We start from the raw sequence: 25201 nt of genomic DNA, 5'->3' as shown, positions 1-25201 counted from the left end.
TCGGGCTCGATTGTCAAAATTCTGCGCTTTACCGATGGTAAGCTGCGCGTTTCCCGTTCATTCCGATCAGATATGCTCAAAGCCGAACGTCAGCACCGTATTCTCGCCCGCATGCAGGAAACCAACGCCGTCACGGTGCGCGAGCTGGCGCAGGCGTTCTCGACCTCGCCCATCACCATCCGCCGCGATTTGCTCGAATTGGGCGAGAAAGGCCTGCTGGCGCGCACCCATGGCGGGGCGGTGGCAGTGCACGAGGTGCTGGCCGAAGGCAATGCGCGCTATGAGATGTACAGCTACGCCGAGCGCGATCATCAGCAATCGGCCGAAAAGGCCGCCATCGCGGAATGCGCGGCTCAGTACATCAGCGATGGCGACAGCATCCTGATCAATGCCGGCACCACCGCGCACGCGCTGGCGCAGGCCCTGCGCGGCCACCAGGATCTGCATGTGATCACCAACGGGCTGACGGTGGCGGCGGCGGCCGGCCAGAGCCAGCTGGCCCATGTGTACGTGCTGGCGGGCAGGCTGGATACCCGCAAGCAGGCCACCATCGAGCGGGCTGACAATGACGTGCTGGCCGGCATCCAGATCCGCGAGGCGTTCCTGGGCGTGCACGCGGTGTCGGCCGCCGGCATCTTCATGCGTGACAGCGAAGATGCCGCCATGAACCGGGCTTTCATTGCGTCGGCCAGCCGTTGCACCATCCTGGCCGACCATACCAAGTTCAAGGCCTATGCGAGCTTTCGCGTCGCAGCCTGGCGGGCGGGCCAGCGGCTGGTGACTGACGCCGCGGCCGATCCTGCCATCGTGGCGGCGATCCGGGCCCAGGGGGTGGAGGTGGTCTGCGCCTGAAGGGCGCAGGCATGAAAAAGCCCTCCGGGGAGGGCTGTGCCGGGGCAGGCGGGGATCAGCGCTTGAAAAGGCGCTCGTGCACCCAGCCGTCGTTGGTCAGGATGAGGGCGGCCTTGCCTTTGATGTCGCCCTGGGTTTGCTTGGCAAATGCCGGATAGGCCTGCTGCAGGCTGGCCGATTTGGCCCAGCTGGCGGCGCCGTCCAGTTTGTAGAGGAAATTCACGCGCGAGACTTTCGCGCCCATCATGTCGCTGGGTTCGGTGAAGTTCTGCACTTCGGCCATGGCATATTTCCCGGTGCAGAATGCATCCTGGCGCATCATGGTGCTGGCGCCGCCGGCCACCAGGTATTTCTTGCCTTCATCGGTAATCGAATACTCGGCGCCCGGTAGCATACGGTTACCGAACATGGCCTTCACCTCCACGTCACGCTTGCTCAACAGGCCCGCGTCAACGAGCGCGTCGGCGCGCTGCTTGCCTTGCTGGCTGAGCATGTCCTGGTCTGCGAGGGTAAAAGGCAGGCTCTTGGCCGGCAGCGCGGCGCACAGGCCGTTCTGGGTGTCCAGGTAGGCCTGGATCGCCTTGCTGAAATTACCCTTGTTGGCGTCCTTGGCGCTGCCGCAGGCGGCCAGCGCGACGACCAGACCACCCAGAATCACGGCTTTGATGGGGCTGCGCAAAACAAAATCCTCCAAACTGATGCGAACGATGAAGCCGGCGCGTTCAGCGTTTTTGCCGCAGGCGCCTGGCTGAAAGCCGGGCTGATTATGCCGCGAGGGCAGGGGATGGCGGCATCGAAGGCGCGTCAATATGTAAACCGGCGAGGTCCTCGGCATAATGCGGTCAGTCGAGTCTGATCGTAGGGGCTTTCCAATGTATGAATCCAAGACGCAGCCGCTGCTTCCCAGGCGGCATTTTGTGTGGCGCATGGTGCTGCATTTGCTGTGGGCCGTGCTGTTGATCGCCGTGGTGGTGGGAATAGGCGTACTGGCCCATCTCTGGCTGGAGGACATCAGCTGGCACGATGCCGCATTGAATACCGCGCTCATCATCAGCGGCCTGGGGCCTTTCATGTTGCCGGCTTCGGTCGGAGGCAAGCTGTTCTTTGCCTTGTATGGCCTTCTGGTGAGCCTGCTTTTCGTCGCCACCCTGGGCCTGATACTGGCGCCGGTGGCGCATCGCGTCATGCACAAGTTTCATCTCGACGAGGAGGACTGAAACAGGCCACGCCCAAGCCGCGATATCGCGGCTTTTTTTCGGCTGTCTCCGGGAAATATCCAAGGATGCACGCACGCCGGACTCAGTATTTTCCCGCCTTGACCATTTTTGAAGTATGAAAGCCGAAGGATTCAGGTATCAATCCGGCGGCGAACAGGCGTTTTCTGAAACTTATTAATCGCATGGCGATGCGATTGTTGTTATTGCTTTCATGAAATCAGCCTGCCTGAAAGGACAAAAAAACCCGGGATTGCCATCGTCCTGATGTTATCTCGTTGTTTTGAATGGGTATTTCCTTTGTCCGCGCGCAGGAAAAAGATGCCATCATTAATGTAATTATTGCAAAGCGATTCCGCCCTGCCGGCTGGTTGACGCATCAAAATACCAAATACATAATAAATGTCGATTTTTGTGCGCAGCAACCGAGAGTGGGGGTGTGAAGAAAAAATAAAGCCCGGCCGTGCTGGGTTATTTTTATAAAAAACGAGATCGGGCCGGCCGCGATTTGCAGGCCGGCAGATTTTTTTGTGGCGCACGAATGTGTTTCCGTGAAGGGCCTCCTTTTGCCCGGGAAAATGCAGTACGGCGCCACGACACGTCAATTTCGATCAAACGAAAATCTGAAGTATTGGGGGAGTTGTATGTCGGAGACTGTCATGAGCAGTGCGCAGGAAAAAGATGTCGCAAGACGCAAGATGACAATCGTGGCCTCGGTGGTCGGTACCGTGATCGAGTGGTACGACTACATGGCCTATGCCTTCCTGGCGCTGACCATCGCAAAACTGTTTTTCGCCGCGGATCAGCAGGGGATCGCGCTGCTGTCGGCCCTGGCGGTGTTCGGGGTGTCATTCCTGTTCCGTCCCTTGGGTGGCGTGCTGTTCGGCCACGTGGCCGACCGCTATGGCCGTCGGCCGGCCCTGACGATCTCGGTGGTCGGCATGGCCGTCACCAGCTCGCTGATCGGCTTTCTGCCGGTCTATGCTTCGGTGGGCTTGCTGGCCCCCTTGCTGCTGGTTTTCCTGCGCGCGATGCAGGGCGTGGCGGCCGGCGGGGAAATGGCCAGCGCGGCCACCTACGCCTCGGAAGCCTCCGATGTGCATCGCCGCGGATTTGACGTGAGCTTCATCAACCTGGGCCTGGTCATCGGTACGGGCCTGGCGGCGTTGGTGGTGGGGTCGACCTACAGCCTGCTGGACGATAGCCAGATGCTGTCCTGGGGCTGGCGTGTGCCGTTCCTGCTGTCCATCCCGATGGGGATCGCTGCGCTCCTGCTGCGTCGTCAGCTGGAAGAATCGCCCGAGTTCGAGAAGGCCCAGTCGAGCCACACCGTCGAGCGCTCGCCGATCATGCAGGCCTTCCGCCAGCAACCGCGCGAAGTGTTCCTGGTGACCACGATGAACCTGGGTTCGTTTGCGGCCTATTACATTGTCTTCACCTATCTCAGCACGTATTTCCAGACACAGGGGATCATGACCGCCGCCCAGGCATCGTGGTCGACCGTCGTGGCGCTGGTCGTGACCGGCGTGACCATTCCGCTCTGGGGGAAGCTGTCTGACAAGGTGGGCCGCAAGCCGGTCTTCCTGGGTTCGACGGCCGCGCTGGTCATCCTTGCCTGGCCGCTGTTCCTGTTGATGAAGCATGGCTTTGCCTATGCCCTGTTCGGCCACATCGTCTTCGGCCTGATCGAGGCGGCCTACCTGGGCGTGCTGCTGGCCGCCTATACCGAGCTCTTCAACCCGGCGCTGCGCGTGAGCGGCGTGGCACTGGGCTACAACATCTCGTCCATCATCGCGGGCGGCCCGGCGCCGTATGCCTCGCAATGGCTGATCGGTGCGACCGGCATTGCCGAAGCGCCTGCCTTCTTCGTGATGCTGGCAGCGTTGCTGTCGTTCCTGGCCGCGGCGTTCGTCTACCGGGAGACCGGCGGCAAGCCCCTGCCGGGCCAGTGATCCGCCTGTCATCAAGCACGTGCCCTGCGCTCAGATGCGCGGGGCTTGTCTGGATCTTTCACTAAGGATTGTTATGAAAGCCTTTGCCCTTGAATCTCCTGAAAGCGCTGACATCACCACGATCGACCTGGCCGTGCAGGCGCCGCAAGGCGAGACGGTGATCGTCGACGTCAGCCACTGCGGCGTATGCCATACCGATACCCACCTGCGCGAAGGGGGCTATCACATGGGGTCGGCCGGCTTTATGCGCCTGGTCGATCGCGGCCTGAAGTACCCCATCGTCATGGGTCACGAGATCGCCGGGGTGGTGAGCGCCATCGGCCCGGACGTCACCGGCCTGGCCGTGGGCGACCGTGTGGTGGTGTTCCCGTGGCTGGGTTGCGGCAAGTGCCCGACCTGCCGCGCCGGCGATGAGAACAAATGCCCGGTAGGCGCGCAGGCGCTGGGCGTGGCCCGCCATGGCGGCTATGCCGAACAGGTCGTGGTGCCCAACGCACGTTATTGCGTGCCGCTGGGCGACCTGGATCCGGCCTGGGGCGCGACCCTCGCCTGCTCGGGCGTGACGGCCTACGCGGCCGTGCGCCAGGCCCAGCCGCTTGAGCCGGAGCAAAGCGTGGTGGTGATCGGCGCCGGCGGCGTGGGCCTGATGGCGGTGGCGTCGCTGGCCGCGCTGGGGCATCGCAACATCTGCGTCATCGACCGCAGCGACACCAACTTCAAGGCCGCCCGTGAAATGGGCGCCCGCCACACCGTCGTGACGGGCGACGACACGCGCGCCGAAGATGTCATCAAGGCCAGCGGCGAGCCGGCCGCTGCCGTGCTGGATTTCGTCAACGCCGGCTCGACCGCGCAACTGGCCTTCGGCCTGCTCGCCAAGGGCGGCGTGATGGTGCAGGTGGGCTTGTTCGGCGGCGAGTTCACCATCAGCACGGTCGGCCTGGCGTTGCAGCAAAAGCGCGTGATCGGCAGCTACGTGGGCCGGCTGGACGATCTGAAGGCGGTGATGGATCTGGCGCGCGAAGGCCGTCTGCCCAAGCCGCCGATCGATCAGCGCGAATTCACGCTGGAGCAGCTCATCGCCACGCTGGACGGCCTGGCCGCTGGCCAGTCGCGCGGGCGCACGGTGTTGCACCGCGCCTGAGGCGGCAGGCCCGCCCCGCAGGCGGGGCGGGCCTGTGCAGGGCCTGCGATCAGGCGTCGATCGGCCACTTGGGCCGTTGGATGCGACGGTAGGGCAGGCTTTGCAAGCCGAGCGCGGCCGAGCCCGGCGTATCGGCATAAATGACCTGCGAGGCCAGTGGCGCGAAGGCGGCATGGAAATGCTGCGCCGATTTCACGACGATCAATGCCTTGTCCTGCAGCCGGCAACCCAGCTGGGTGAAGACGTCGGTATGCATCGCCTGCGCGCGCAGGCTGATGAGCACGATCTCGATGCCATCGGCCTCGACCAGCGCCGCGTGGCCCACCGGCGCGGGCGAACCGGACAGCCCGGTCATCACCATGTCGGGCGCCAGGGCCTTGACGCAGCAGTCCAGATCCAGGGGCTGGCCCGACATCGGGCCCACCTTGCCGCCGATGCGCAGCGGCAGGCGGGCGCCCACGCCCGCGCTGAACGCGATGCGCACGGCCACCGGGTCCCACAACGGACCCAGCGCCACGTTGCGCACGCCTCGTTCGCGCAGACGCTGCAGGATGAAGGTGGCGTCGCCCGCGCCGCCGCCGCCGGGATTGTCGGCGGCATCGGCGATGAGGGCTGGCCCGCCCGTGGCGGCCAGGGCTTGATCGATGGCTGCGTCGATATCAGGGTAAGGCGGGGTCAGGGCCTCGCGCAGGGCGAGCAGCTCGGCGGCCAGTTGCTCGGCCAGCGCCTGGGCGCTGGCGGCGCATCCGTCGGCGTAGACGAGCAGCTTGGTCCCCATGTCCGGGACGTCGCCCCAGGGAAAGCCGTGGATGAGCGACACCGACAGGATGCCGTCGCGGCCTTCCAGCGCGCTCAGGCGGTCAATGTAGCGCCGTGCCACCGGGTCGTTGCTGCGCAGGGTGAGCACCATGCCGCAATCGGCCATGCCGGCCACCGGGGCGATGCGCTTTTGCGCCTGGGCGGCGCAGAAGTCCACCAGTTCGAGCGCGCGCTCGCGGATGTCGGTGTGGGGATACTCTTTGTAGGCCACCAGCATGTCGGCATGAGCCAGCATGGCATCCGACAGATGGCAGTGCAGGTCCAGCTCGGCGCCGACGACGACGTCCGGGCCGACCAGTTCGCGCACACGCGCCAGCAGATCGCCCTCGCAGTCCTCGTAGCCATCGGCGACCATGGCACCGTGCAGCCCCAGCACCACCATGTCCACGGGCAGGGCCTGGCGCAGGTCGCGCAGCAGCTCGTCGCGCAGGGTTTCATAGGCCTGGCGCGTGGTCGTTCCGCCGGGTTGCGCGCCGGCGGCCATGCCCTCGATCACGGTCCATCCGTGCTCGGCCGCGCGCAGGCGCGCCGCCCACAAGGGGCCGCTGAAGATCGTCATTTCGGGAGGATGGGTGCCGGCCGGGTAGTAACCCCGGTCGACAAACGCCTCCAGCGAGGTGGGCAGCGGCGCGAAGGTATTGGTCTCCGTAGCCAGCGAGCCGGTGAAAACACGCATCGCCGATGACCCTTAGTCCACCGTGGCGCCGGAGGCCTTGACCACCTCGGCCCACTTGCTCACTTCCGAGGCGACGTGCTGGCGGACCTCTTCGATGCTGCCGCCGCCCGGCGTGGCCACCATGCCGGCCAGCTTCTCCTTGGTGTCGGGTTCTTCCAGGATGGCGTTGACCTCCTGGTTGAGTTTTTCGACGATGCCGGCAGGGGTGCCGGTCGGGGCGAACAGGCCGTACCAGGAGGTCACCTCGTAACCCTTGACGCCGCCTTCTTCCACGGTGGGGATGGCCGGCGCATACGGTTGACGCTCGGCGCTGGTGACGCCCAGTGCGCGCAGCTTTCCGCCCTGGATCAGGGGCATGACCGACGGCGCGGTGTCGAACATCACCTGCACGCGGCCGGCCATCAGGTCGGTCAGGGCGGGGGCGCTGCCCTTGTATTGCACGTGCTCCATCGGCGCGCCGGTCATCATCTTGAACAGTTCGGCCGACAGGCGGGTGGAGGAGCCCGCGCCCGACGAGGCAAAGAAGATGCCCTGCGGATTGCCCTTGGCGTAGGCGACGAACTCGTCGATGGTCGTGGCGGGCACCGAGGGATTCACCACCATGATGTTGGGAAAGCGCGTCAGCAAGGCCACCGGTTCGAAGTCCTTCTGGAAGTCGAAGGGCAAGTCCTTGTAGAGCGACATGTTGATGGTGCTGGCGTTCGAGCCCAGCAACAGGGTGTAGCCATCGGCCGCCGAGCGGGCCACGCTGGTGGCGGCGATGTTGCTCGCCGCACCGGGGCGGTTTTCGACCACGAAGGTCTGGCCCAGCTTCTCCGACAGGCGTCCGGCGATCAGGCGCGCCACGGTATCGGAGGAGCCGCCCGGCGCATAGCCGACCACCACCTTGACCGGCTTGTCGGGATAGGTGTCCTGCGATGCGGCCAGGGCGGCCTGGTGACAGACGGCGCTCAGGGTTGCAGCGGCCAGGATCGAAGCGATAGGTTTCATGCAGTCAGGCTCGAAAAGAAATCGTGATCTCGCATTGCGGCGGGTGGCAGCCTGCCATGCCGGCGCAACCGAGCAGATTGAAGGCAGGCGCATTATTCGCAATCCTGCGGCCGGGAATCAATGTAAGCTGATAGTTATTTTGTTGCCTTTTTGGCAACGAATATCAAAATTCGTAGAAATAATCGGGGGACAGAGATGTTGGCCGGTTTGAATGCCAAGCGCCTGCAGTACTTCTTCGAGGCGGTGACGGCCGGCTCGGTGCGCGGGGCTGCCGAGCGGTTGGGCGTGGAACCCTCCATCGTCAGCCGCCAGATCCAGCTGCTGGAAAAAGAGCTGGGCGTGACCCTGCTGGAACGCAAGGGGCGCGGTATCGTGCCCACCGACATCGCCGCGATCGTCATGGAGCATTGCCGCGATCGCCAGGCGAGCGAACAGGCGCTGCGTGCCCGCCTGGACGAGGTCAACGGCCTGCAGCGCGGCGACATCCAGATCGTTACCAGCGAGGGCTTTGTCGATCTGCTGATGAGCGGGGTCGTCGATGCCTTCTGCCGGGAGCATCCCGGAGTGCGGGTCAGCCTGCGCACGGCCGGAGCCTCGGAAGCCGTGCGCGCCGTGGTGCACGACGATGCGCACATCGGCGTGGTGTTCGGCGCTGCCGCGGCGCCCGCCCTGCGGATCGTCGAGACACGCAACCATCCCTTGTGCGTGATCGCCTGGCCCGACCATCCGCTGGCGCGGCAACGCAAGCGCCCCTCGCTCAAGGAGGTGGCGCGCTACCCGCTGGCGCTGATGGAGCCGGGTTTCGGTCTGCGCCAGCTGATCGAGACGGCTGCGCTGTCGGAGAACCTGGTATTCGAGCCAGCCTTTGTGGCCAACTCGGTGCTGACCCTCAAACGCTATGTCGAGTCGCGGCTGGGCCTGACCTTCACGTCGGCCAACTCGGTGGTCAAGGAAGTGGCGCGCGGCGAACTGGTGGCGCTGCGCAGCACCAATCCCATCTTCGAGGCGGCCCAGACGCGCCTCATGGTCCGGGTCAACCGGCCTTTGACGGCTGCGGTGCGCAGCATGCTGGAGCGTATCCAGGCCTCGCCGCTGTTCGGCGTCTGAGGTCCGCGCGCCGTCGCTTCAGTGATATTCGGCGCTCAGCAGCAAGCCGACGACCTGTTCGCCCTGGCGGATCTCATGCACCGTCTGACGCGTATGGGGAGTCCAGGACTGCGCGCCCACATGAAGCGGAACCTGCCAGGCGGTACTGGTCGGGACGGCCACAGGCCGGGCGCTGCGTTCGCCATGGCGGGAGATGGCGCGCACCCGGGCATCGCAGCAGGCTTGTGCAAGGGCGCCGTCCCACCGGGCGTGGAATGACTGGGCCAGCGATGGAACGAAGAGGCTGAGGCTGAGCACCAGCAGGCCCGATTGGCAGGTGCGGGTCAGGATATGGATTCGCGACATATTCCGCTCCGTGATCTGGCTTTTACGGTATGCCCTCTTGCGTGAAACCTCACCTGGGATTCGCGCAAGGTTTGATCTGCGGCAAGACGTGCCCTCGTACTTTGAAGAAAACCCGCCGCGCGCGCCGACCTGCGGATAGCCGTGCCGCTTGCGCTACGAGAAGTCGTGCATGACCGGCCTGCGCACCCTGGTGCTGATCGTGTTGCCTGCGTGTTGGGTACCGCTGCGCTGCTGGCGAGTGAAGCGCCGGGTTGATCGGGCCGAAGTGCTGGGCGCCCACATCATGGATGCCTGCGGTGCAGGATTCCGGGCGCATGTGTTTGATCCGGCGCCCATGGATCTGGTGGCGCGGCTGCAGAACCCGGGCTGGTATGGCCGCATCGCGCAGCCTTTTCAGTTGCCGACGCCGAGCCCGCAGCCATGGGAAGCCATGAAGCGGGCCGGCGCCACGACGGAGTATCTGGAGCGTGGGTAGGGCGAAACCGCAGGCTGAGCCGCCGGCAGGGGTTCAGTCCAGCTCGGGGACGTCGCCGCATTTCCACAAGATGCAAGGCGCATCCATCTCGCCGGTTTCGGTGTCGATGATGACCTCGTAGGCCGCGATGCCGGCGGCCTTGTCGGCCATGGCCTGGGCCAGGTTGATGGCGCCGATATCGGTGGAGGCCTGCCGGACCTGCCCGGCGATCAGGCCACCGTTGGCCATGCGATAGGGGACGACGACATACTGGGTGGTGCGATTGGCATGCATGGGATTCTCCCGGGTCGGTAATGAGGCGAAATTTACCAAAACACTGTTTATATATCCAGTATTATTGACAGGCATTCCGGCTTGCCCCGACTCGAGAAGATGGCCGCGCGGCGTCAGCGTGCGCCGGGCGGCGCTGCCGTCAGGATGGCGTGGGCCTGCATGTCCAGGGCCGGGCGCGCGACTCCTTCGCGATCGGTCCAGATCTTGGCGGTCAGCGAGCCGGACAGGGCGACGCTTTCGCCGTCGGTCAGCGCCATCAGGGCCTGTCCTGCGCTTTCCGAGAAGGTGATCACGTTGACCAGCACGGGGTGGCCGTCGGCGCCGCTGGCTTTCACCTTGGCCGTGACGTAGGCGCTGCCGTTCTTGCCGACGCCGGTCTTGGGAGATCCGTAGATTCTTCCTGCTATCAGTCCATCTATCATGCTTGGTCTCGTCGAGTGCGGCGGGCGACCTGAGATCGCCCGCCTGAAAAAGATGCGCCGTGATCAGCGCGGGCCGGTTTCCAGCAGGGTCTGCAGGCCGAGCAGGATCTCATCGCCCCAGACATAGTAATCATGGCCGCCGCCATACTCGTGCGTGGTGACCGGATAGCCCTTGGCCTGCAGCACATTGCGCAGATGGCGGTTGTTGTCGACGATGCCGCCGGCGCCCTGCACGCCGCGCTCCAGCAAACCATAGCTCAGAAACCAGCGCACCGGCTTGAGCGGCCCCTGGGCGATCTGGCGGATCACCCAGTCGCGCTCGGCCCAGCGCGCAGTGGCGTCTGACGGTGCCCACCAGTACGACCCCGACAGCGACAACACTTTGCCGAACACCTCCGGATGCGACCATCCCAGCCAGCCGGCGGCCAGCCCGCCGTAGCTGGAGCCGGCCACGACGGTCTGCGCGGCCTGCTGCGTGAGTTGCGGATAGCGGTGGCGTATCGAGGGCAGCAGCTCGGCGGTCAGCATGCGGCCGAACGCAGGATGATCGGGAGGCAGTTCCTGCCCCCGGGCTGCGCGGCTGGGGTTGGACACCAGCAGCATCGCCATAGGCGGCACAAGCCGTTGCCGGATCCACTGATCGAGCTGGGCGTCGATGCGGGTACGCGCCAGATAAGGCTCGCGGTCAAACAGCACCAGCAGCGGCAGGCTGCCGGGCGCCTGATTCCCCTTGGGCAGGTAGAGACTGAGGCTGCGCGCGTCTTGCATCAGCGCGCTGTGAAAGCGCCAATGATGCAGCGTGCCTTCGGTGAGTGCCTGCGAGGGCAGATCCCTGGCCACGTTGCGCAGTTCGCCATCCTGCGGGATCTCCAGCACGGAGCGCTGGGCATGCAGCGCGGCCGGGCCGGCAGCGTCGAGCCCGGCCGCGCCGGCGTGCCAGCGCTGTGGGTTGAGCGTATCGCGTTGGGTGGCCACGGCCCGGCCCTGCATGCGTTGTTCGCGGCTGCCGACGGCATGGGGAGCCGCGGCCGGCAGTTGCGGGTCCACCACCAGTTGATAGCTCAGCTTTGCGCCGCGCGGCAGCATGACGCTGGCGTGCCAGAGGTCGGAGCCGGGCAGGGGCTGCAGATCGACGCTGCTTTCCGAGCGCATGGCCCAGTCCAGGGTGACGCAATGCGGCTGGCCTTCGGTGCCGGACGGCGCGCGCCACAGAAAGGTGACCAGGACTTCGTCGGGATGGGCGGTGGCTTCCAGCAGGGGCGCGCCCCGGGTCTGGATGCCCTGCCAGAATGCGCTCATCAACGCGGTGGCCTGGGCCGCATCGGCCTGCGCCAGCTGTTTGTGCAGTTGTTGCAGGGCCGGGCTCTGCAGGCGTGTGTGGGCCGCGTCGCCGGCGCAGCCGGCGGCTGGCGCCGCGGGCGTCTGTTGTCGCAATGTCCAGCGGGGCGCGGGGGCGGTCTCGAAATCCAGCAATTGCGCCTGCAGGCGATAGACGCCGGCAGCCGGCGTCACCCACGCGAGGTCCTGCGTGCCGTTGTGAGCACCGGGCCAGTAGCGCAGCAGCGTGCCATCCGGGCCGAAAAGCGAGATCGCGTAGGCGTGGCTGCCGCCATCCATTTCCCAGCGCTGCCATTGGCCGGCTGGCGCGTCCACGGCCACTTCGGGGCCGGTCTGCGGGCTCGTGCAAGACGGGGGCGTTGCATGGGTGCTGCACAGCAGGGCCGGGGCGGCGTCGGCCTGCCATACGGCGGCCAGCAGGGCCAGTCCGGACAGGCGGCCAAGAACAGAGAGGATCATGACGAAGGTGCCCCTGGCGGGGCGGCAACGAGCGGAAAACAGGCGCGAGTGTTCCACAAAACCGGGCGCGGCTGCGGGATGGCCCTGCTGCTGCCAGGGAGGTGGCCGCAAGGGCTGCGGGTATAGTTCATCACTGCGTCTTCGTCAGTCTTTCCATGCCATGAATCCCGCCCGTTTCGATCTGGTCACCCTGGCGCTGTTCGTTGCCGTGGCGCGCCAGGGCAGCATCTCCGCCGGCGCGCGCCAATCGCATCTGGCCGTCGGCGCGGCCAGCAAGCGCATTTCCGACCTGGAGAATGCGCTGGGCACGCCGCTTCTGTACCGCAATGCCGCCGGGGTCGAGCTGACCGATGCCGGCCAGGCCTGCCTGGCCCATGCGCTACGTGTGCTGCAGGAGGTCGAGCAAATGGCCGGCGTGCTCTCCGACTTCGCCCAGGGTGTGCGCGGGCAGGTCCGCATCGCGGCCAATACGTCGTCCATCACGCAGTTCCTGCCCGAAGACCTGGCGGCCTTCATGCAGCAGCATCCTGCGGTGCGCATCAACCTTGAGGAACAGAATAGCGGCGACATCGTCACCGCCGTGGCCGAGAATCGGGCCGATGTCGGCATCTTCGCCGATCGTACGCCGGCGCCGGGCCTGACCACCGTGCCCTACCGGCTGGACGAGCTGGTGCTGATCACGCCCCGGCGTCATCCGCTGGCCGCCCAGACGCAACTGGCTTTTGCCGACACGCTGGACTACGACTACGTGGGCCTGCCGCCGGCCACGTCGCTGGCCAATCGGCTGGCGGTCGAAAGCGCCCGCCTGGACAAGGACATCCGGCTGCGTATCCAGGTGCGCAGTTTCGATGCCATCTGCCGCATGGTGGTGGCCACCGGAGGCGTGGGCATTCTGCCGCGCATCGCCGCCGAACCGCATGCGCGTTCGATGCAGCTGCGGCTGATCCCCCTGAGCGACGACTGGGCCCAGCGTTGGCTGTTGCTGGGCGTGCGCGACGTGGAAAGCCTGCCGCTGGCCGCCCGCCTGCTTCTCAGAAGCCTGGCCGGCGAGGCGGCCTGAGGCGGGCCTTCTCCGATCGCGAAAGCCCCTTTGCCCATTCGTCCATACCTGCTGCGCGCCGATCGGCCGCACACTGCCGCTCCAGAGCAAGTCATCGATACGGAGAGGATATGGTGGGGCAGATACTGGACGGCATACGGGTGCTGGAACTGGGGCAGTTGATCGCAGGGCCCTTTGCCGCCAAGACGCTGGCCGACTTCGGCGCCCAGGTCATCAAGATCGAGCCGCCGGGACAGGGCGATCCCTTGCGCAAATGGCGTCTGCTGCATGAAGGCACGTCGGTCTGGTGGGAGGCGCAGTCGCGCAACAAAGAGTCGGTCTGTGTCGATCTGCGCCAGCCGGACGGCCAGGCGCTGGTGCGGCAGCTGGCCGGGCAGGCCGATGTGCTGATCGAGAACTTCCGTCCGGGCACCATGGAGAAGTGGGGGCTTTCGTGGGAGACGCTGCATGCGCTCAACCCGCGCCTGATCATGTTGCGCATCTCCGGTTATGGCCAGAGCGGCCCGAAATCCCAGGAGCCGGGCTTTGCCGCCATCGGCGAGGCCATGGCGGGGCTGCGCTATCTGAACGGCGAACCGGGGCGCGCCCCGGTGCGCGCCGGTCTGTCGCTGGGCGACACCATTGCCGGCCTGCATGGCGCCATGGGCGTGTTGCTGGCGCTGTATCAGCGCGATGCGCGTGGCGGCCAGGGGCAGGTGATCGATGCGGCTCTTTACGAAAGCATCTTCAACCTGAGCGAAAGTCTGCTGCCGGAGTACTCGGTCTTCGGTGCCGTGCGCGAGCCGGCCGGCGCGGCGCTGCCTGGCATCGCACCCTCCAATGCCTATCCCTGCCGCGATGGCTATGTGCTGATCGCCGGCAATGGCGACGCCATCTTCCAGCGCCTGATGCAGGCCATCGGCCGCAGTGATCTGGGCGCCGATCCCGAGCTGGCCCACAACGATGGGCGCGCGCGCCGCGTGCATGAACTCGATGCCGCCATCGGCGCCTGGAGCGCGCAACGCGATATCGACGGCGTGTTGCAGGCCATGCGCGAGGCCGGTGTGCCGGCCGGGCGCATCTACAGCGTGGCCGATATCGCCCGGGATCCGCATTACCGGGCGCGTGGCGCCATCACGTCCCTGCGTGCGGCCAGCGGCGTGGAGGTCGAGATGCCCGCCGTGTTTCCCGTGCTCTCGGACAACCCGGGGGCGGTGCGTCAGCGCGCGCCGAGGCTGGGCGAACATACCGACGCCGTCTTGCAGGCTGCCGGGCTGGACGACGTGCAGCGCGCCCGGCTGCGCGCCGCGGGAGTGATCGCATGAGCGGCCCGCAACGCATCGAGATCAACGAAGTCGGCCCGCGCGACGGCCTGCAGATCGAGCAGGCCATGGTCGCGACCGACGACAAGGTGGCCTTCGTGGACGCGCTGTCGGCCTGCGGCTTTGCGCGTATCGAGGTCACCAGCTTTACCTCGCCCAAGGCGATTCCGGCCCTGGCCGATGCCCAGGAGGTGATGCGCCGCATCGCCCGCCGTCCGGGCGTGATCTATACCGCGCTGATCCCCAACATCCGGGGGCTGGAGCGTGCGCTGGAGGTGGGCGTCGACGAGATGAACCTGGTCATGTCGTGCAGCGAAACCCACAACCGCGCCAACCTGCGCATGACGCGCGAGCAATCCTTCGCCGAGCTCGCGGGCATCCTGCGCCTGGCGGTCGAGGCCGGCAAACCGTGCAATGTGTCGCTGTCCACGGCCTTTGGCTGCCCCTTCGACGGCGAGGTGGCTGCCAGCGACGTCATGGCCCTGGCGCAGCGACTGGCGCAGGCCGGCGCGCAAGGCATCACGCTGTGCGACACCACCGGGATGGCTTATCCGACTCAGGTGGCCCAGCTGTGCGAACGCTTCCAGCGCGAGCTGCCCGCCACGGCGCTGACCGTGCACCTGCACAATACGCGCGGCATGGCCCTGGCCAATGCCATGGCGGCCTGGCAGACCGGCGTGTGGCGCTTCGACGCGGCCGCCGGAGGCCTGGGCGGCTGTCCCTATGCGCCGGGCGCCAGCGGCAACGTCAATACCGAAGAGCTGGTGCATATGTTCGAGTGCATGGGCGTGCAGACCGGCGTCACGCTGACCCGCCTGCTGGACATCGTGCGCGCTTTGCCGCAGCTGGTGCAGCGCGGCTTGAGCAATGCCCTGGTCACGGCGGGCCCGCGCCTGACCACGCATCAACCGCCGGCCTGGCTGGCCGAGCGTTTCCCGGCAGCCTGACGGCCAGGCCGGATTCCGCATCCATAACAAACAGGAGACTCAACATGTTCATCGCCCGATCGCCGTTGTTGCGCAGCGTCCTTGCCGCCAGCCTCTTGGTGGCGGCAGGCGCCGTCCAGGCCACTGACTATCCCCAACGCCCCATTTCGCTCATTGTGTCGGCCGCGCCGGGCGGTACCACCGACATCGCGGCCCGCCTGATCGCCCAGCCCCTGGGCCAGGCCCTGGGCCAGACCGTGGTGGTGGACAACAAACCGGGCGCCTCCGGCGGCATCGCCGGCCAGGCGGTGGCGCGCGCCCAGCCCGATGGCTATACCCTGCTGTTGCAGTACTCCGGCTTCCAGGCCATTACGCCGCATGTCTTCCCCAGCCAGGGCTGGGATCCGATCAAGGACTTCGCACCGGTGGCCAACGTCCTGTCGGCGCCCCAGGTGGTGGTCGTACGTCCGGACCTGCCCATCCACACCCTGCAGGAACTGGTGGATTACGCCAAGGCCAATCCGGGCAAGCTCAACTACGCGTCCTCGGGCAACGGATCGCTGCAGCAGGTGGCCACCGAACTGCTCAACCAGATGGCCGGCATCGATCTCACGCACATTCCTTACAAGGGTACCGGTCCGGCCATGAACGACTTGCTGGGCGGGGCGGTCGATCTCACCATCACCACGCCGCCGCCCCTGCTGGGCCATATCGCCGGCGGCAAGCTGCGCGCCTTGGCCGTGACCGGCGACAAGCGTCTGCCCAGCCTGCCGGATGTGCCCACGGTGGCCGAGGCTGGCTATCCCGATCTGATCGTGTCTTCGTGGTTCGCCATGTATGCGCCGGCCGGCACGCCGCCGGCCGTGGTGGAAAAACTCTCGGGCGAGATCAAGACCATCATGGCTTCGGAAGCCTTCCAGAAGAAGGCCGCCGAGCAGGGCGCCGAAGCCCGCTACATGGATCCGCAGCAACTGGGCGCCTACACCCAGGAGGAACTGGACCGCTGGGGCAAGGTGGTCAAGGCTGCCAACATCAGCGCCAACTGAGGCGACGGCCCGGGTCTGGCGGGCCGGGCCGCTTGCGTTCGCCCAGGCCCTCCAGCTCGGCCAGCCGCAGCGAAAGCTGTTTGCGCAGTGCGTCGCCCTGCGCCGGCGGTTTGAGCCGGGCATGCGCATGCAGGCTCTCGGCCAGCCGCAAGGCCGTGAGCCCGAGCCGGGCGTAGGTGGATTGGCGCAGCAGCAGGAAGGCCGAGACATCGCGCGTGTCCGGCGGGGCTTCCAGCCCTTCGGTCTGCCGCTGCGCCAGCCCCTCGAAAGTGAGCACATCCACCATCAATGGGCAGGGCAGCGATTTCCACGTCACCGCAAACTGCGCGGCCAGGAACACCGGCCCTGGCGCCGTGAAGTCGGCGGCATCCGGGCCGTCGGCCGCCAGGCCCCCGCTGCCGCCGGTATCGTAGGCCACGGCAAGACAGGCCGATGCATAGTTGCGCAACGCCGGCGCGACCTGACAGGCCAGGCTGGCGGCTTCGATCAGCGCGGCGCGCCGCCGTTGCTGCCGGCGCGCCTGCGCGCGGATCGCCATCGTCAGCAGCGCGCAAGCGGTACCGGAGAATGCGCCAGCCAGGGCCGGCAGAACATCCAGATTCATGATGCGTCTTCCACGGGCGACAGGCGTGGACGCCGCCCCAGGGCGGTGTCGCACCCGGCAGCCGGCGTTATTGCCTGCACAGGATCATTGTTTCCGATGGTGTTCAGGGCATCATGCCCGGTCGATCGGTGTCGGGCATCCTCCAATCTGGGTAATTCCAGAGGGGTTGCCGCAGCAAGGTGGCGGGTTCCCCGGCCGGTGCAGGGATGTGCCCGGCTTGGCTGACCGAGTCAGCGCGGTCAGGCGCTGGCGTTCTGGCCGGCCGCCTCCAGCAGGCAGGCTAAAAGGCGGTCGGCCGGCGCGTCCAGGGGGTTGTCGCGGCTCCAGAACACGCCGATGCGGCGTTCGCTCCAGGCTTCCTGCAGCGCAATGCTGCGGATCGCCATCATGTCTTCGAAGCGGGCCACGCAGCTGGCCGGTGCGATGCCCACGCCGATACCGGCCTCCGCCATGCGGCACAGGGTCGAGAAATCATCGACGCTGATGCGACAGCTGATGCGCCCGCCCAGCTCGGCCACCTGCTGACGCAGGTAGGTGTGCAGCGCCGAGCGTGAGCCCAGCATCAGCAGGTCGTAGTTGAGCAGCTCGGCCAGGCGCAGGCGCGCCCGCATGGACAGCGGGTGCGAACGCGACATGATGGCCACCAGCCTGTCGACGAACAACGGCCGGGTTTCCATGTCGGCCTGCGCCTGATCCAGCGCGGCCACGGCAAGGTCTACCTTGCCCTGCAGGATCATCTGACGCGCATCGCTGCTGGCGGCTTCTTCGAGGGCCACATTGATGCCGGGGTTGGCGCGCAGAAAGGTGATCAGGGGCTCGCGCAGAAAACGCGTCATGGCCACCGAGTTGGTGGCCACGCGGACCTCGCCCTGCAGACCGCGCGTCAGTTTGGCGATCTCTTGCTCCATGCCCTGGGAGAGATCCAGCACGGCCTGGGCATGACGCAGCATGACGTCGCCGGCGGGAGTGAGGGTCACGCCGCGTGCCACCCGCTTGAACAGCGGCGCGCCGACAGAAGCCTCCAGCACCTTGAGCCGTTCGCTGGCCGAGGCCACTGCCAGATGCACGGCCGCGGCGCCGGCCGTGATGCTGCCCGATCTGGCAATCGCCACGACCAGGCGCAGGTCCTGCGAGTCGAAACGGACCATCTTGCACCGCCCTCCGTGAGCTTTCGGCGGACCCGAAAGCCGCGCTCGATATTTCCAGATTGTGACCGCCCCATGCGCTGGCCATTATATCGGCCAGGCCTGCCCCGAACGTCATTGCGGCAGCGGAGGCAGGGATCCATAACGCTGGAACGAGGAGACAACGATGGTGCGCTTGCGCGAGATGACAACCCTTCCCGTGGCGCTGGCCGTGCTGGCCTGCGCCATGACGGCGCAGGCGCAGGCCTACCCCGACAAGCCGGTGCACCTGGTGGTGGCGTTTCCGCCGGGCGGCGGCGCCGATACCGTCTCCCGGCTCATCGGTCAGAAACTCGCTGTCGAACTGGGCCAGCCCGTCATCATCGAGAACCGTCCCGGCGCGGGCGGGGCCATCGGCTCCGACTTTGTCGGCAAGGCCGCCGCCGATGGCTATACCCTGCTGGTGGGTCCGGCCAGCCATGTCATCGCCCCGAATTTCTTCAAGGTCAACGTCGATCCGGTCAGGGGCTTCACGCCCATCACCCAGATGATCAGCGCCTCGATCGTGCTGGCCGCCTCGGGCAAGCGTCCCGAGACCTCGCTGGAAGCGTTCGTGGCCAACGTCAGGGAGACGCCGGCGCTGGGCACCATTGCGAGCGCCGGGGTGGGCACGGTGTTTCACCTGTCGGGCGCCCGTCTGGCCGGTGAGCTGGGTGTCGGCCTGCAGCATGTCGCGTACCGGGGCGGCGGCCCGGCCGTCATCGATCTGGTGGCCGGGCAGGTGCCCATCATGATCGATACCTACTTCACGTTCCGGCCTTTCATTGAAAGCGGCAAGGTCAAGCCCTGGGCCACGCTGGGCCAGCGCCGCTCGCCCCTGCTGCCCGATGTGCCCACGATGGTGGAGCTGGGTTATCCCGAGGTGGTGGCCGACAACTGGTACGGCCTGTTTGCGCCGGCCGGCACACCCGAGCCCATCGTGCGCCTGCTGGCCGACAAGACGCGCACGGTGCTGCAGCAGCCCGACACCATTGCCAAGCTGGCCGAGCAGGGCGCGGTGCCGGTGGCCAGTTCGCCGCAAGACTTCGCCGACTTCGTGCAGAACGAATCGCGCCGCTGGGCCGAGCTGGTGCGCACCCACCAGATCAAGGCCGAGTAAGCCATTCCCTTTCGACAGGAAACCTCAAGATGAAAGACACGCATCAACTCTCCAAGGACGCCCTGATCCAGAACGCCATCGCCGCCATGGAGAAGAACTTCGCCGACAGCCCCGAGTGGACGGTGCGGCAGAAGCTGGCGCTGCTGTGCCGCATGATCTGCGCCTGTGGCCATGATTCCGGCATGTCCGGGCAGATCTCGGTGCGCGGCGAGCAGCCGGGCACTTATTACACCCAGCAGTTCGGCATCGGTATGGACGAGGCCACCGCCAGCAACCTGCTGCTGGTCGACGAAGACCTCAACGTGCTGGAAGGCGAGGGCATGGCCAATGCCGCCAACCGCTTTCACATCTGGATCTACCGCGAGAAGCCCCGGGTCAACTGCATCATCCACACCCATCCGTTTCACGTGGTGGCCCTGTCGCACCTGGAGGTGCCGCTCGAAGTCTCCTGCATGGACTCTGCCGTGCTGTACGACAACTGTGCGTTCCTGCCGCACTGGCCTGGCGTGCCGGTCGGCAACGAAGAAGGGGAGTTGATCGCCGAGGCGTTGGGCGACAAGAAGGCCATCCTGCTGGCCCACCACGGCCAGTTGGTGGCCACCGACACGATCGAAGAGGCCTATGTGCTGGCTCATCAGATCGAGCGCGCCGCCCATCTGCAACTGGTGGCCATGGCGGCGGGCACGCTCAAGCCCATCGACCCCGATCTGGGGCGCGAGGCGCGCGACTGGATCCTGACGCCCAAGCGTTCCAAGCGCACCTTCGAGTACTACGCGCGCAAGGTACTGGCCGGCGGCGATGCCTGCCTGAAATAACCCCGGCGTCAGGCCGCGCCCTCCACGAAAAGCGCCAGCACGGCCTCGAACTCCTGGCGCAGATCGAGGGCGTCGGTGGTCAGCCATCGCATCAGGGCGCCGAGATAAAGGTAGTGGAAGTAGATGGCCAGTTGCCCGGGCGGGCAGTGGGCGCGCAGCTCGCCGCGCGCCTGGGCGGCGGCGATCAGCGCGGCCCAGACGCTCACCAGGCCGTTCTCGTCGTCCGTGGCGCCCGGGTCGAAGCTCGCGAACTTGTGCCGGATATACGGCAGCAGCACCTCGCGATGCGATTCGCACCAGTCGGCCGAGGCTTGCAGCAGGCCGGCCACGCCGCGGCGGAAACCGGCCTGGGCATCGATGCGCAGATCGCGCTGCGCCAGGTCTTGCGCCAGCTCGGCCTCCAGCAGTTGCGCCAGCAGCGCCTCTTTGACCGGGAAATGCTTGTAAAGCGTGCGCTTTGACACCCCGGCCCGGGCCGCGATCTGCTCCATGGTGACGGCGGCATAGCCTTGCGTGGCGAACAATTGCCGGGCGATGTGCTGGAGGTGGGCCGGGATTTCGGCGCGGCGTTGCGGGCGGACAGCGGAAGCAGGCATGGTCGCAAGAAAGGGGAGAAAATCGAAAGGGCGCGTGATAAAGTATACGGCGTTTACTTTTAAGTGAGCCAGCCCATGCGCATTCTCGTCCTGACCTATGGCACCGAGGGCGATACGCGCCCGCTACTGGCACTGAGCCAGGCCCTGATCCGGGCGGGCCATGACGTCACCCTGCTGGGCGAGGCCCGTTCGCTGGGGCTGGCCAGCACGCTGGGGGTGTCTGCCGTGCCCCTGGCCGGGGACATCCGCCTGCTGTTTGCCGACTGGAGCCGCAGCGGTCCGCGCGGCGTGGCCAAGGCGCTGGTCGCGCTGACCAATACGCACACCGCAGCCTGGATGGCACAGACCCTGCAAGCCGCCCGGGGTTGCGACGCCATCGTGGTTTCCGGGCTGGCCGGCTTTGCCGGCCTGAGCGTGGCGCAAAGCCTGGGCATCCCGGCCATTGGCGCGGGCATGATTCCCCTCACGCCTTCCCGGACTTTCCCCTCGCCCTTTCTGCCGCCTGCATGGGTGCCGGCGCTGCTGAACCGGGCCAGCCTCGCGTTGACCAACCAGATGCTGTGGCGAGCCCTGCGTCAGGCGCTCAATCGTGCCCGGGCCGATGTGCTGGGCCTGCCGGCGCAAGCCGCGCTCTGGACGCAGCACCCGATGCTTTATGGCATCTCGCCCACGCTGTTGCCGCCGCCGCCCGACTGGCCCGCCAACGCCGCGCTGTGCGGCCAGTGGGTGGCGCCCCTGGGCGAGGCCTTCGTGCCCGGCGCTGCCCTGCGGCAGTTTCTGGACGCAGGCCCTGCGCCGCTTTATCTGGGCTTTGGCAGCATGACCGGCATCGATCTGCCGCGCATGCTCGATCAGGTGATTCCTGCCCTGGAGGGCCGTCGCGCCGTCATCTGGCCCGGCTGGAGCGACCTGGGCGGCATGGCGCTGCCCGACAATCTGCTGCGCATCGAGGCCACGCCGCATGACTGGCTCTTTCCGCGGATGAGCGCGGTCATTCATCACGGCGGCTCCGGCACTACGCACTCGGCGGCCCGCGCCGGCAAACCGTCGATCGTCATGCCCTTTGCCGGCGACCAGTTCTTCTGGGCCGAGCGGCTGCGTCGCCTGGGCATCGCGCCGCGCAGGCTGTCTTTCGAGCGGCCCGATCCGACCGCGTTTGCCCGCGCGCTGGCCTATGTCGAGGCGCGCGAAACGAGGGCCCGTGCCGAGGTCATCGGCCAGGCCATGGCGCGTGAGAACGGCCTGGCCGATGGCGTGGCCAGGATCGAGGCCCTGCTTGGTCTCGCGGCGCCGGCGGCGCGGCCCCGCAGCGCCTAGTGCCTGGCGTCGTAATGCCCCATTTCCGTGGCGGCGTAGCGCGGGTTGGCCATCACCGGGTGCCACTGACGCGACAGCGCGAACGACAGCGCGTTCACATCCGGGAAAGCCTCCCGCAGCAGGGGATTGCGGTGGACGAAATACTCCTCCAGCGTGCCCGTGCTCATCGCGATCAGCATGCACAGCGTGCCCTGCAGATAGGTGTTTTCCTGCGCATTGAAGGTGATCTTGAAGCGGCTTTGAATGGCCTTGGCAATGCGCACGGCCCACGCCGTATTGATCCGGTTCCGCAGCACCAGCAACTCGCTCATGCTTGACGCATAGTAGGAAAACGCCGCGAAGAATGCGGCGTTTTCTTCATAGCGCCGGCAATAACGCAGGTTGGTGTCGCAGATCGCCTGGAACAGATCCTTGTTGCCGCCCTCCCGTGGGCGATTGACGTTCCAGGTTTCCAGGAACAGGGCCAACAGCACGTACACACCTTCGTTGGTATCGCGAAAGTAGTTGTAGAACGTACCGCGCGACAGGCCGGTGTCGTTGAGCAGCATCTCGACGGTGATGCGCCCGGTGGGCGACTGCTCGATCCGCTCTGCGATCTTGCTCAGGATCAGATAGCGCGTGCGCTCGGCCTTGCGCACGCGCCGGTTGAGCGACTGCGCCTGAAGCATGCCCACGAAGGTGGCCGCTTCAGGTTGAACATCCACAGGGGCGTCGCGTGGCGTATCCGTCGTCGGGGCGTCTTTCATGCATACGTCCAAAGGAAGGGTTCAGGGAAAAATATAGTGAACTATATATCCAAAATTAGACGCAATGGATTGAATACTCCGAAATATCAACGGCGCGTACTAGCGATAACCCCGACATTCGATTTCTTGACCCTCCCTGAAACTATACATACTATCCATATCTGACTGTATGTCCAAATTTGGCGCATGGGTGTTCGGGGCGCCGACGAGCAGAACACGGCTATTCAGGTAGACCATCATGATGAGCAAAGGCGCGAGCGTCAGGTTCCAATCCGTCAGCAAGCACTATGGAGACGTTCAGGCATTGCAGGAGTTCTCGCTGGATGTGGCGGCAGGCGAGTTCATCACCATTCTCGGCGCCAGCGGCTCCGGCAAGAGCACCGTGCTCAACGCCCTGGCGGGGTTTTCGCCAGCCAGTGCGGGAGAGATCTTCGTCAACGACAAGCCGATCACGTATGCGCCGCCGGAAAAGCGCAACATCGGCATGGTGTTCCAGAATTACTCGCTGTTTCCGCACATGAACGTGCTGGAGAACGTGTGCTTCCCCTTGCTGATGCGCAAGATGGACAAGGCGCAACGGGAAACACTGGGCCGCAAGGCACTGGATATCGTGCGCCTGGCCGACTTTGCCGCGCGCAAACCCAAGGAGCTGTCCGGCGGGCAGCAGCAGCGCGTGGCGATTGCCCGGGCCATTGTCTTCTCGCCCTCCCTGCTGTTGATGGACGAGCCCCTGGGAGCGCTGGATCTCAAGCTGCGCGAAGCTCTGCAGTTCGAGATCAAGGAAATCCAGCACCAGTTGAACTGCACCGTCATCTATGTCACGCATGACCAGCGCGAGGCGCTGGCCATGTCCAACCGGATCGCCGTGCTCCGGGCCGGCCGGATCGAGCAGGTGGGCACGCCAGCCGATATCTACGACAAGCCGAACAACCGATTCGTGGCGGACTTCATCGGCAATACCAATCTGCTGCCAGTGGAGGCGGGCGCCAGCGGGGGGATCCGCATCCCGGATATCGGCATCGAGCTGGGCGACCTGCGGCTCACGCCCACGCCGGCCTTCGTCAGCATCCGCCCCGAGCGCTTGCGCCGCATTGTCGATCCCGTGGGAGTGTGCGTGCGCGCCGTGCTGCAGGAAGAGATCTTTCTGGGCGACGTGGTCGAGTGTTCGGCCGTGACGGCCAGCGGCCGCGTCATCCATTTCAAGGAATCCCGTCTGCAGGGCGCCGCCCGGCTCGAACGCGGGCAAAGCCTTCATCTATCCATCAATCCGGAAGACCTGGTGTTTGTACAGGATGCGTAGTGTCCGTCAATTGATGCCGTCGTTTCACTTGTCCTAGTCCCGAGGTCGATTCATGAACATCACTCTTTCCTGCCGGCAGTTGTCTTGCGGTCTCGCTGTCGCCCTGGCCCTGGCGCCAGGGCTTTCCCAAGCCAAGGATCCCGTGGTCTTCGCCAGCTATGGCGGCGTCTGGGCCGACACCATCAAGGAAGTCTGCGGCGTGCCCTTCGAGAAAGAAACCGGCATCCCCGTGCACATGGTGGCCACCGACAACTCGATTGCCCAGATCCGCATCCAGCAGATGACCAAGAACGTGCAATGGGACATTGCACCGACGGAGGGCGACGCCGTCATCATCGCCACGGAAAACAACTGGCTTGAGCCCCTGGATTGGAGCTACATCGATCCCGAGGGCAAGATCTCCGAGGCGGGCCGCATGCCGACCGCGATCGGGGCGGTCGCTTACTCCGTGGCGATTGCCTATCGCACCGACAAGGTGCCCGAAGGCAAGACCTTCAGCGGCTGGAAGGATTTCTGGGATGTGAAGGGCTTCCCTGGCCCGCGCTCGCTGCGCAACACGCCGGTCGAGAACCTGGAGTTCGCCCTGATTGCCGATGGCGTCGCACCGGCCGAAGTCTATGACGTGCTGGCCACCAAAGAAGGCATGGACCGCGCCTTCAAGAAGATGGACGAAATCAAAGAGCACATCACCGTATGGTGGTCCAGCGGTCAGCAGCCGCCGCAGATGCTGGCCACCGGCAATGTGTATTACGCCACCACCTTCAACGGCCGGGTCGCGCCGTTGCAGGCCCAGGGCGTGCCCGTGGACATCAGCTGGAATGGCGCGGCGATCGAGCTGAGCAACTACTCCATCCCCAAGCACGCCAAGAACAAAGAGGGCGCGCTGCAGTTCATCAAGTACTGCTGGAACGACCCGCAGCGCCTGGCGCAGATCGCGCGCAAGCTGCCTTATTCCAGCTTCAACGACGAGATGTACCAGTACCTGGATGACGAGTACGCCAAGAAGCTGCCCACGCATCCGCAGAACGTCGACAAGCAGTTCAACTACAACGCCGAGTTCTGGGCCAAGCATCGCAAGCAGATCCAGGCACGCTGGGACCGCTGGCGCCTGCAGTAATCGTCCCCAACTCTGGAACCGGATGGA

The 25201-nt window shown here is 65.9% G+C and carries 27 protein-coding genes; 15 read left to right on the top strand and 12 right to left on the bottom strand.

All coding sequences use genetic code 11. The annotated features are described in order from the left end of the window. Positions 1-72: 72 nt before the first annotated feature. The gene (locus A7V84_RS17210; RefSeq protein ID WP_025513748.1) at positions 73-852 is read left to right on the top strand and encodes a DeoR/GlpR family DNA-binding transcription regulator; all 780 of its coding nucleotides are present in this window, start codon (positions 73-75) and stop codon (positions 850-852) included. A 55-nt stretch (positions 853-907) separates the two neighbouring features. Here A7V84_RS17210 and A7V84_RS17205 read toward each other — a convergent pair whose 3' ends face one another. Beyond that, positions 908-1531, bottom strand: coding sequence for a hypothetical protein (locus tag A7V84_RS17205; protein WP_063492561.1), 624 nt, complete (start codon positions 1529-1531; stop codon positions 908-910). A gap of 193 nt (positions 1532-1724) precedes the next feature. On the opposite strand from A7V84_RS17205, the gene A7V84_RS17200 reads away from it, so the two are divergent. After that, positions 1725-2069, top strand: a complete 345-nt coding sequence (locus A7V84_RS17200) for a hypothetical protein (RefSeq protein ID WP_025513744.1) — start codon at positions 1725-1727, stop codon at positions 2067-2069. A gap of 209 nt (positions 2070-2278) precedes the next feature. Here A7V84_RS17200 and A7V84_RS21225 read toward each other — a convergent pair whose 3' ends face one another. Further along, the gene (locus A7V84_RS21225) at positions 2279-2605 is read right to left on the bottom strand and encodes a hypothetical protein (protein ID WP_127070745.1); all 327 of its coding nucleotides are present in this window, start codon (positions 2603-2605) and stop codon (positions 2279-2281) included. A gap of 120 nt (positions 2606-2725) precedes the next feature. Between A7V84_RS21225 and A7V84_RS17195 the strand changes: the two genes are divergently transcribed. Together A7V84_RS17195 and A7V84_RS17190 are read left to right on the top strand one after the other, a co-directional pair. Further along, positions 2726-4018 carry an MFS transporter gene (locus A7V84_RS17195; protein WP_025513742.1) on the top strand — a complete coding sequence of 431 codons (1293 nt, stop codon included), beginning with the start codon at positions 2726-2728 and terminating at the stop codon, positions 4016-4018. 73 nt (positions 4019-4091) lie between these two features. Then, positions 4092-5159, top strand: coding sequence for an alcohol dehydrogenase (locus A7V84_RS17190; RefSeq protein WP_033535096.1), 1068 nt, complete (start codon positions 4092-4094; stop codon positions 5157-5159). Positions 5160-5208: 49 nt separating this feature from the next. Here A7V84_RS17190 and A7V84_RS17185 read toward each other — a convergent pair whose 3' ends face one another. Continuing rightward, positions 5209-6654 (bottom strand): M81 family metallopeptidase, encoded by a 1446-nt coding sequence (locus A7V84_RS17185; protein WP_025513739.1) that lies wholly within the window; start codon positions 6652-6654, stop codon positions 5209-5211. A gap of 12 nt (positions 6655-6666) precedes the next feature. Next, the gene (locus A7V84_RS17180; protein ID WP_025513737.1) at positions 6667-7644 is read right to left on the bottom strand and encodes a Bug family tripartite tricarboxylate transporter substrate binding protein; all 978 of its coding nucleotides are present in this window, start codon (positions 7642-7644) and stop codon (positions 6667-6669) included. A 195-nt stretch (positions 7645-7839) separates the two neighbouring features. On the opposite strand from A7V84_RS17180, the gene A7V84_RS17175 reads away from it, so the two are divergent. Continuing rightward, positions 7840-8751 carry a LysR family transcriptional regulator gene (locus A7V84_RS17175; protein WP_033535095.1) on the top strand — a complete coding sequence of 304 codons (912 nt, stop codon included), beginning with the start codon at positions 7840-7842 and terminating at the stop codon, positions 8749-8751. An 18-nt stretch (positions 8752-8769) separates the two neighbouring features. On the opposite strand, the gene A7V84_RS17170 is transcribed toward A7V84_RS17175, so the two are convergent. Beyond that, positions 8770-9096 (bottom strand): hypothetical protein, encoded by a 327-nt coding sequence (locus A7V84_RS17170; protein WP_033535094.1) that lies wholly within the window; start codon positions 9094-9096, stop codon positions 8770-8772. Between the two features lie 169 nt (positions 9097-9265). Here A7V84_RS17170 and A7V84_RS17165 point away from each other — a divergent pair, with 169 nt between their 5' ends. Further along, positions 9266-9571, top strand: a complete 306-nt coding sequence (locus A7V84_RS17165; RefSeq protein ID WP_063491755.1) for a hypothetical protein — start codon at positions 9266-9268, stop codon at positions 9569-9571. 33 nt (positions 9572-9604) lie between these two features. On the opposite strand, the gene A7V84_RS17160 is transcribed toward A7V84_RS17165, so the two are convergent. The 3 genes from A7V84_RS17160 to A7V84_RS17150 all read right to left on the bottom strand — a co-directional run bounded on the left by A7V84_RS17160 (position 9605) and on the right by A7V84_RS17150 (position 12063). After that, on the bottom strand, positions 9605-9844 hold the full coding sequence (locus A7V84_RS17160; RefSeq protein WP_025513726.1) for a hypothetical protein: 240 nt from the start codon (positions 9842-9844) through the stop codon (positions 9605-9607). A 113-nt stretch (positions 9845-9957) separates the two neighbouring features. Continuing rightward, positions 9958-10266 carry a single-stranded DNA-binding protein gene (locus tag A7V84_RS17155; protein ID WP_025513725.1) on the bottom strand — a complete coding sequence of 103 codons (309 nt, stop codon included), beginning with the start codon at positions 10264-10266 and terminating at the stop codon, positions 9958-9960. A gap of 63 nt (positions 10267-10329) precedes the next feature. Then, positions 10330-12063: an alpha/beta hydrolase-fold protein gene (locus A7V84_RS17150; RefSeq protein ID WP_063940022.1), complete on the bottom strand. Its 1734-nt coding sequence runs from the start codon at positions 12061-12063 to the stop codon at positions 10330-10332. A 160-nt stretch (positions 12064-12223) separates the two neighbouring features. Between A7V84_RS17150 and A7V84_RS17145 the strand changes: the two genes are divergently transcribed. From A7V84_RS17145 to A7V84_RS17130, 4 genes are all read left to right on the top strand, one after another. Beyond that, positions 12224-13123 carry a LysR family transcriptional regulator gene (locus A7V84_RS17145; protein WP_025513720.1) on the top strand — a complete coding sequence of 300 codons (900 nt, stop codon included), beginning with the start codon at positions 12224-12226 and terminating at the stop codon, positions 13121-13123. A 110-nt stretch (positions 13124-13233) separates the two neighbouring features. Continuing rightward, positions 13234-14427 (top strand): CaiB/BaiF CoA transferase family protein, encoded by a 1194-nt coding sequence (locus A7V84_RS17140; protein WP_033535092.1) that lies wholly within the window; start codon positions 13234-13236, stop codon positions 14425-14427. Further along, entirely contained in the window at positions 14424-15371 is a 948-nt protein-coding gene (locus A7V84_RS17135) for a hydroxymethylglutaryl-CoA lyase (protein ID WP_033535091.1), read from the top strand. Before A7V84_RS17140 ends, A7V84_RS17135 begins: the two co-directional genes overlap by 4 nt. Positions 15372-15415: 44 nt before the next feature. Next, on the top strand, positions 15416-16396 hold the full coding sequence (locus tag A7V84_RS17130; RefSeq protein WP_025513714.1) for a Bug family tripartite tricarboxylate transporter substrate binding protein: 981 nt from the start codon (positions 15416-15418) through the stop codon (positions 16394-16396). On the opposite strand, the gene A7V84_RS17125 is transcribed toward A7V84_RS17130, so the two are convergent. Together A7V84_RS17125 and A7V84_RS17120 are read right to left on the bottom strand one after the other, a co-directional pair. Further along, a complete protein-coding gene (locus tag A7V84_RS17125; protein ID WP_025513711.1) occupies positions 16383-17000 on the bottom strand; it encodes a hypothetical protein in 618 nt (205 codons plus the stop codon). The two genes, A7V84_RS17130 and A7V84_RS17125, sit on opposite strands and share 14 nt — an antisense overlap. 239 nt (positions 17001-17239) lie before the next feature. Beyond that, a complete protein-coding gene (locus tag A7V84_RS17120) occupies positions 17240-18148 on the bottom strand; it encodes a LysR family transcriptional regulator (protein ID WP_025513709.1) in 909 nt (302 codons plus the stop codon). Between the two features lie 181 nt (positions 18149-18329). Here A7V84_RS17120 and A7V84_RS17115 point away from each other — a divergent pair, with 181 nt between their 5' ends. Both A7V84_RS17115 and A7V84_RS17110 read left to right on the top strand, forming a co-directional pair. Then, on the top strand, positions 18330-19283 hold the full coding sequence (locus A7V84_RS17115) for a Bug family tripartite tricarboxylate transporter substrate binding protein (RefSeq protein WP_157988182.1): 954 nt from the start codon (positions 18330-18332) through the stop codon (positions 19281-19283). Positions 19284-19312: 29 nt separating this feature from the next. After that, a complete protein-coding gene (locus tag A7V84_RS17110) occupies positions 19313-20098 on the top strand; it encodes an aldolase (RefSeq protein ID WP_025513705.1) in 786 nt (261 codons plus the stop codon). A gap of 8 nt (positions 20099-20106) precedes the next feature. On the opposite strand, the gene A7V84_RS17105 is transcribed toward A7V84_RS17110, so the two are convergent. After that, on the bottom strand, positions 20107-20694 hold the full coding sequence (locus A7V84_RS17105; protein WP_025513702.1) for a TetR/AcrR family transcriptional regulator: 588 nt from the start codon (positions 20692-20694) through the stop codon (positions 20107-20109). Positions 20695-20769: 75 nt separating this feature from the next. On the opposite strand from A7V84_RS17105, the gene A7V84_RS17100 reads away from it, so the two are divergent. Next, positions 20770-22011, top strand: coding sequence for a glycosyltransferase (locus tag A7V84_RS17100; protein ID WP_063491757.1), 1242 nt, complete (start codon positions 20770-20772; stop codon positions 22009-22011). Here A7V84_RS17100 and A7V84_RS17095 read toward each other — a convergent pair. Continuing rightward, a complete protein-coding gene (locus A7V84_RS17095; protein WP_063491758.1) occupies positions 22008-22757 on the bottom strand; it encodes a TetR/AcrR family transcriptional regulator in 750 nt (249 codons plus the stop codon). The two genes, A7V84_RS17100 and A7V84_RS17095, sit on opposite strands and share 4 nt — an antisense overlap. A 238-nt stretch (positions 22758-22995) precedes the next feature. Between A7V84_RS17095 and A7V84_RS17090 the strand changes: the two genes are divergently transcribed. Beyond that, positions 22996-24057, top strand: a complete 1062-nt coding sequence (locus tag A7V84_RS17090) for an ABC transporter ATP-binding protein (protein ID WP_063491759.1) — start codon at positions 22996-22998, stop codon at positions 24055-24057. Positions 24058-24109: 52 nt separating this feature from the next. Continuing rightward, positions 24110-25174 carry an ABC transporter substrate-binding protein gene (locus tag A7V84_RS17085; RefSeq protein ID WP_081695007.1) on the top strand — a complete coding sequence of 355 codons (1065 nt, stop codon included), beginning with the start codon at positions 24110-24112 and terminating at the stop codon, positions 25172-25174. The last annotated feature ends 27 nt before the right edge of the window (positions 25175-25201 follow it).

It is taken from the genome of Bordetella trematum (assembly GCF_900078335.1).
GTDB classification, from domain to species: Bacteria; Pseudomonadota; Gammaproteobacteria; order Burkholderiales; family Burkholderiaceae_B; genus Bordetella; species Bordetella trematum.
Note: the sequence above shows the minus strand (reverse complement) of the source record. Positions and strands in the feature narration are given on the sequence as shown.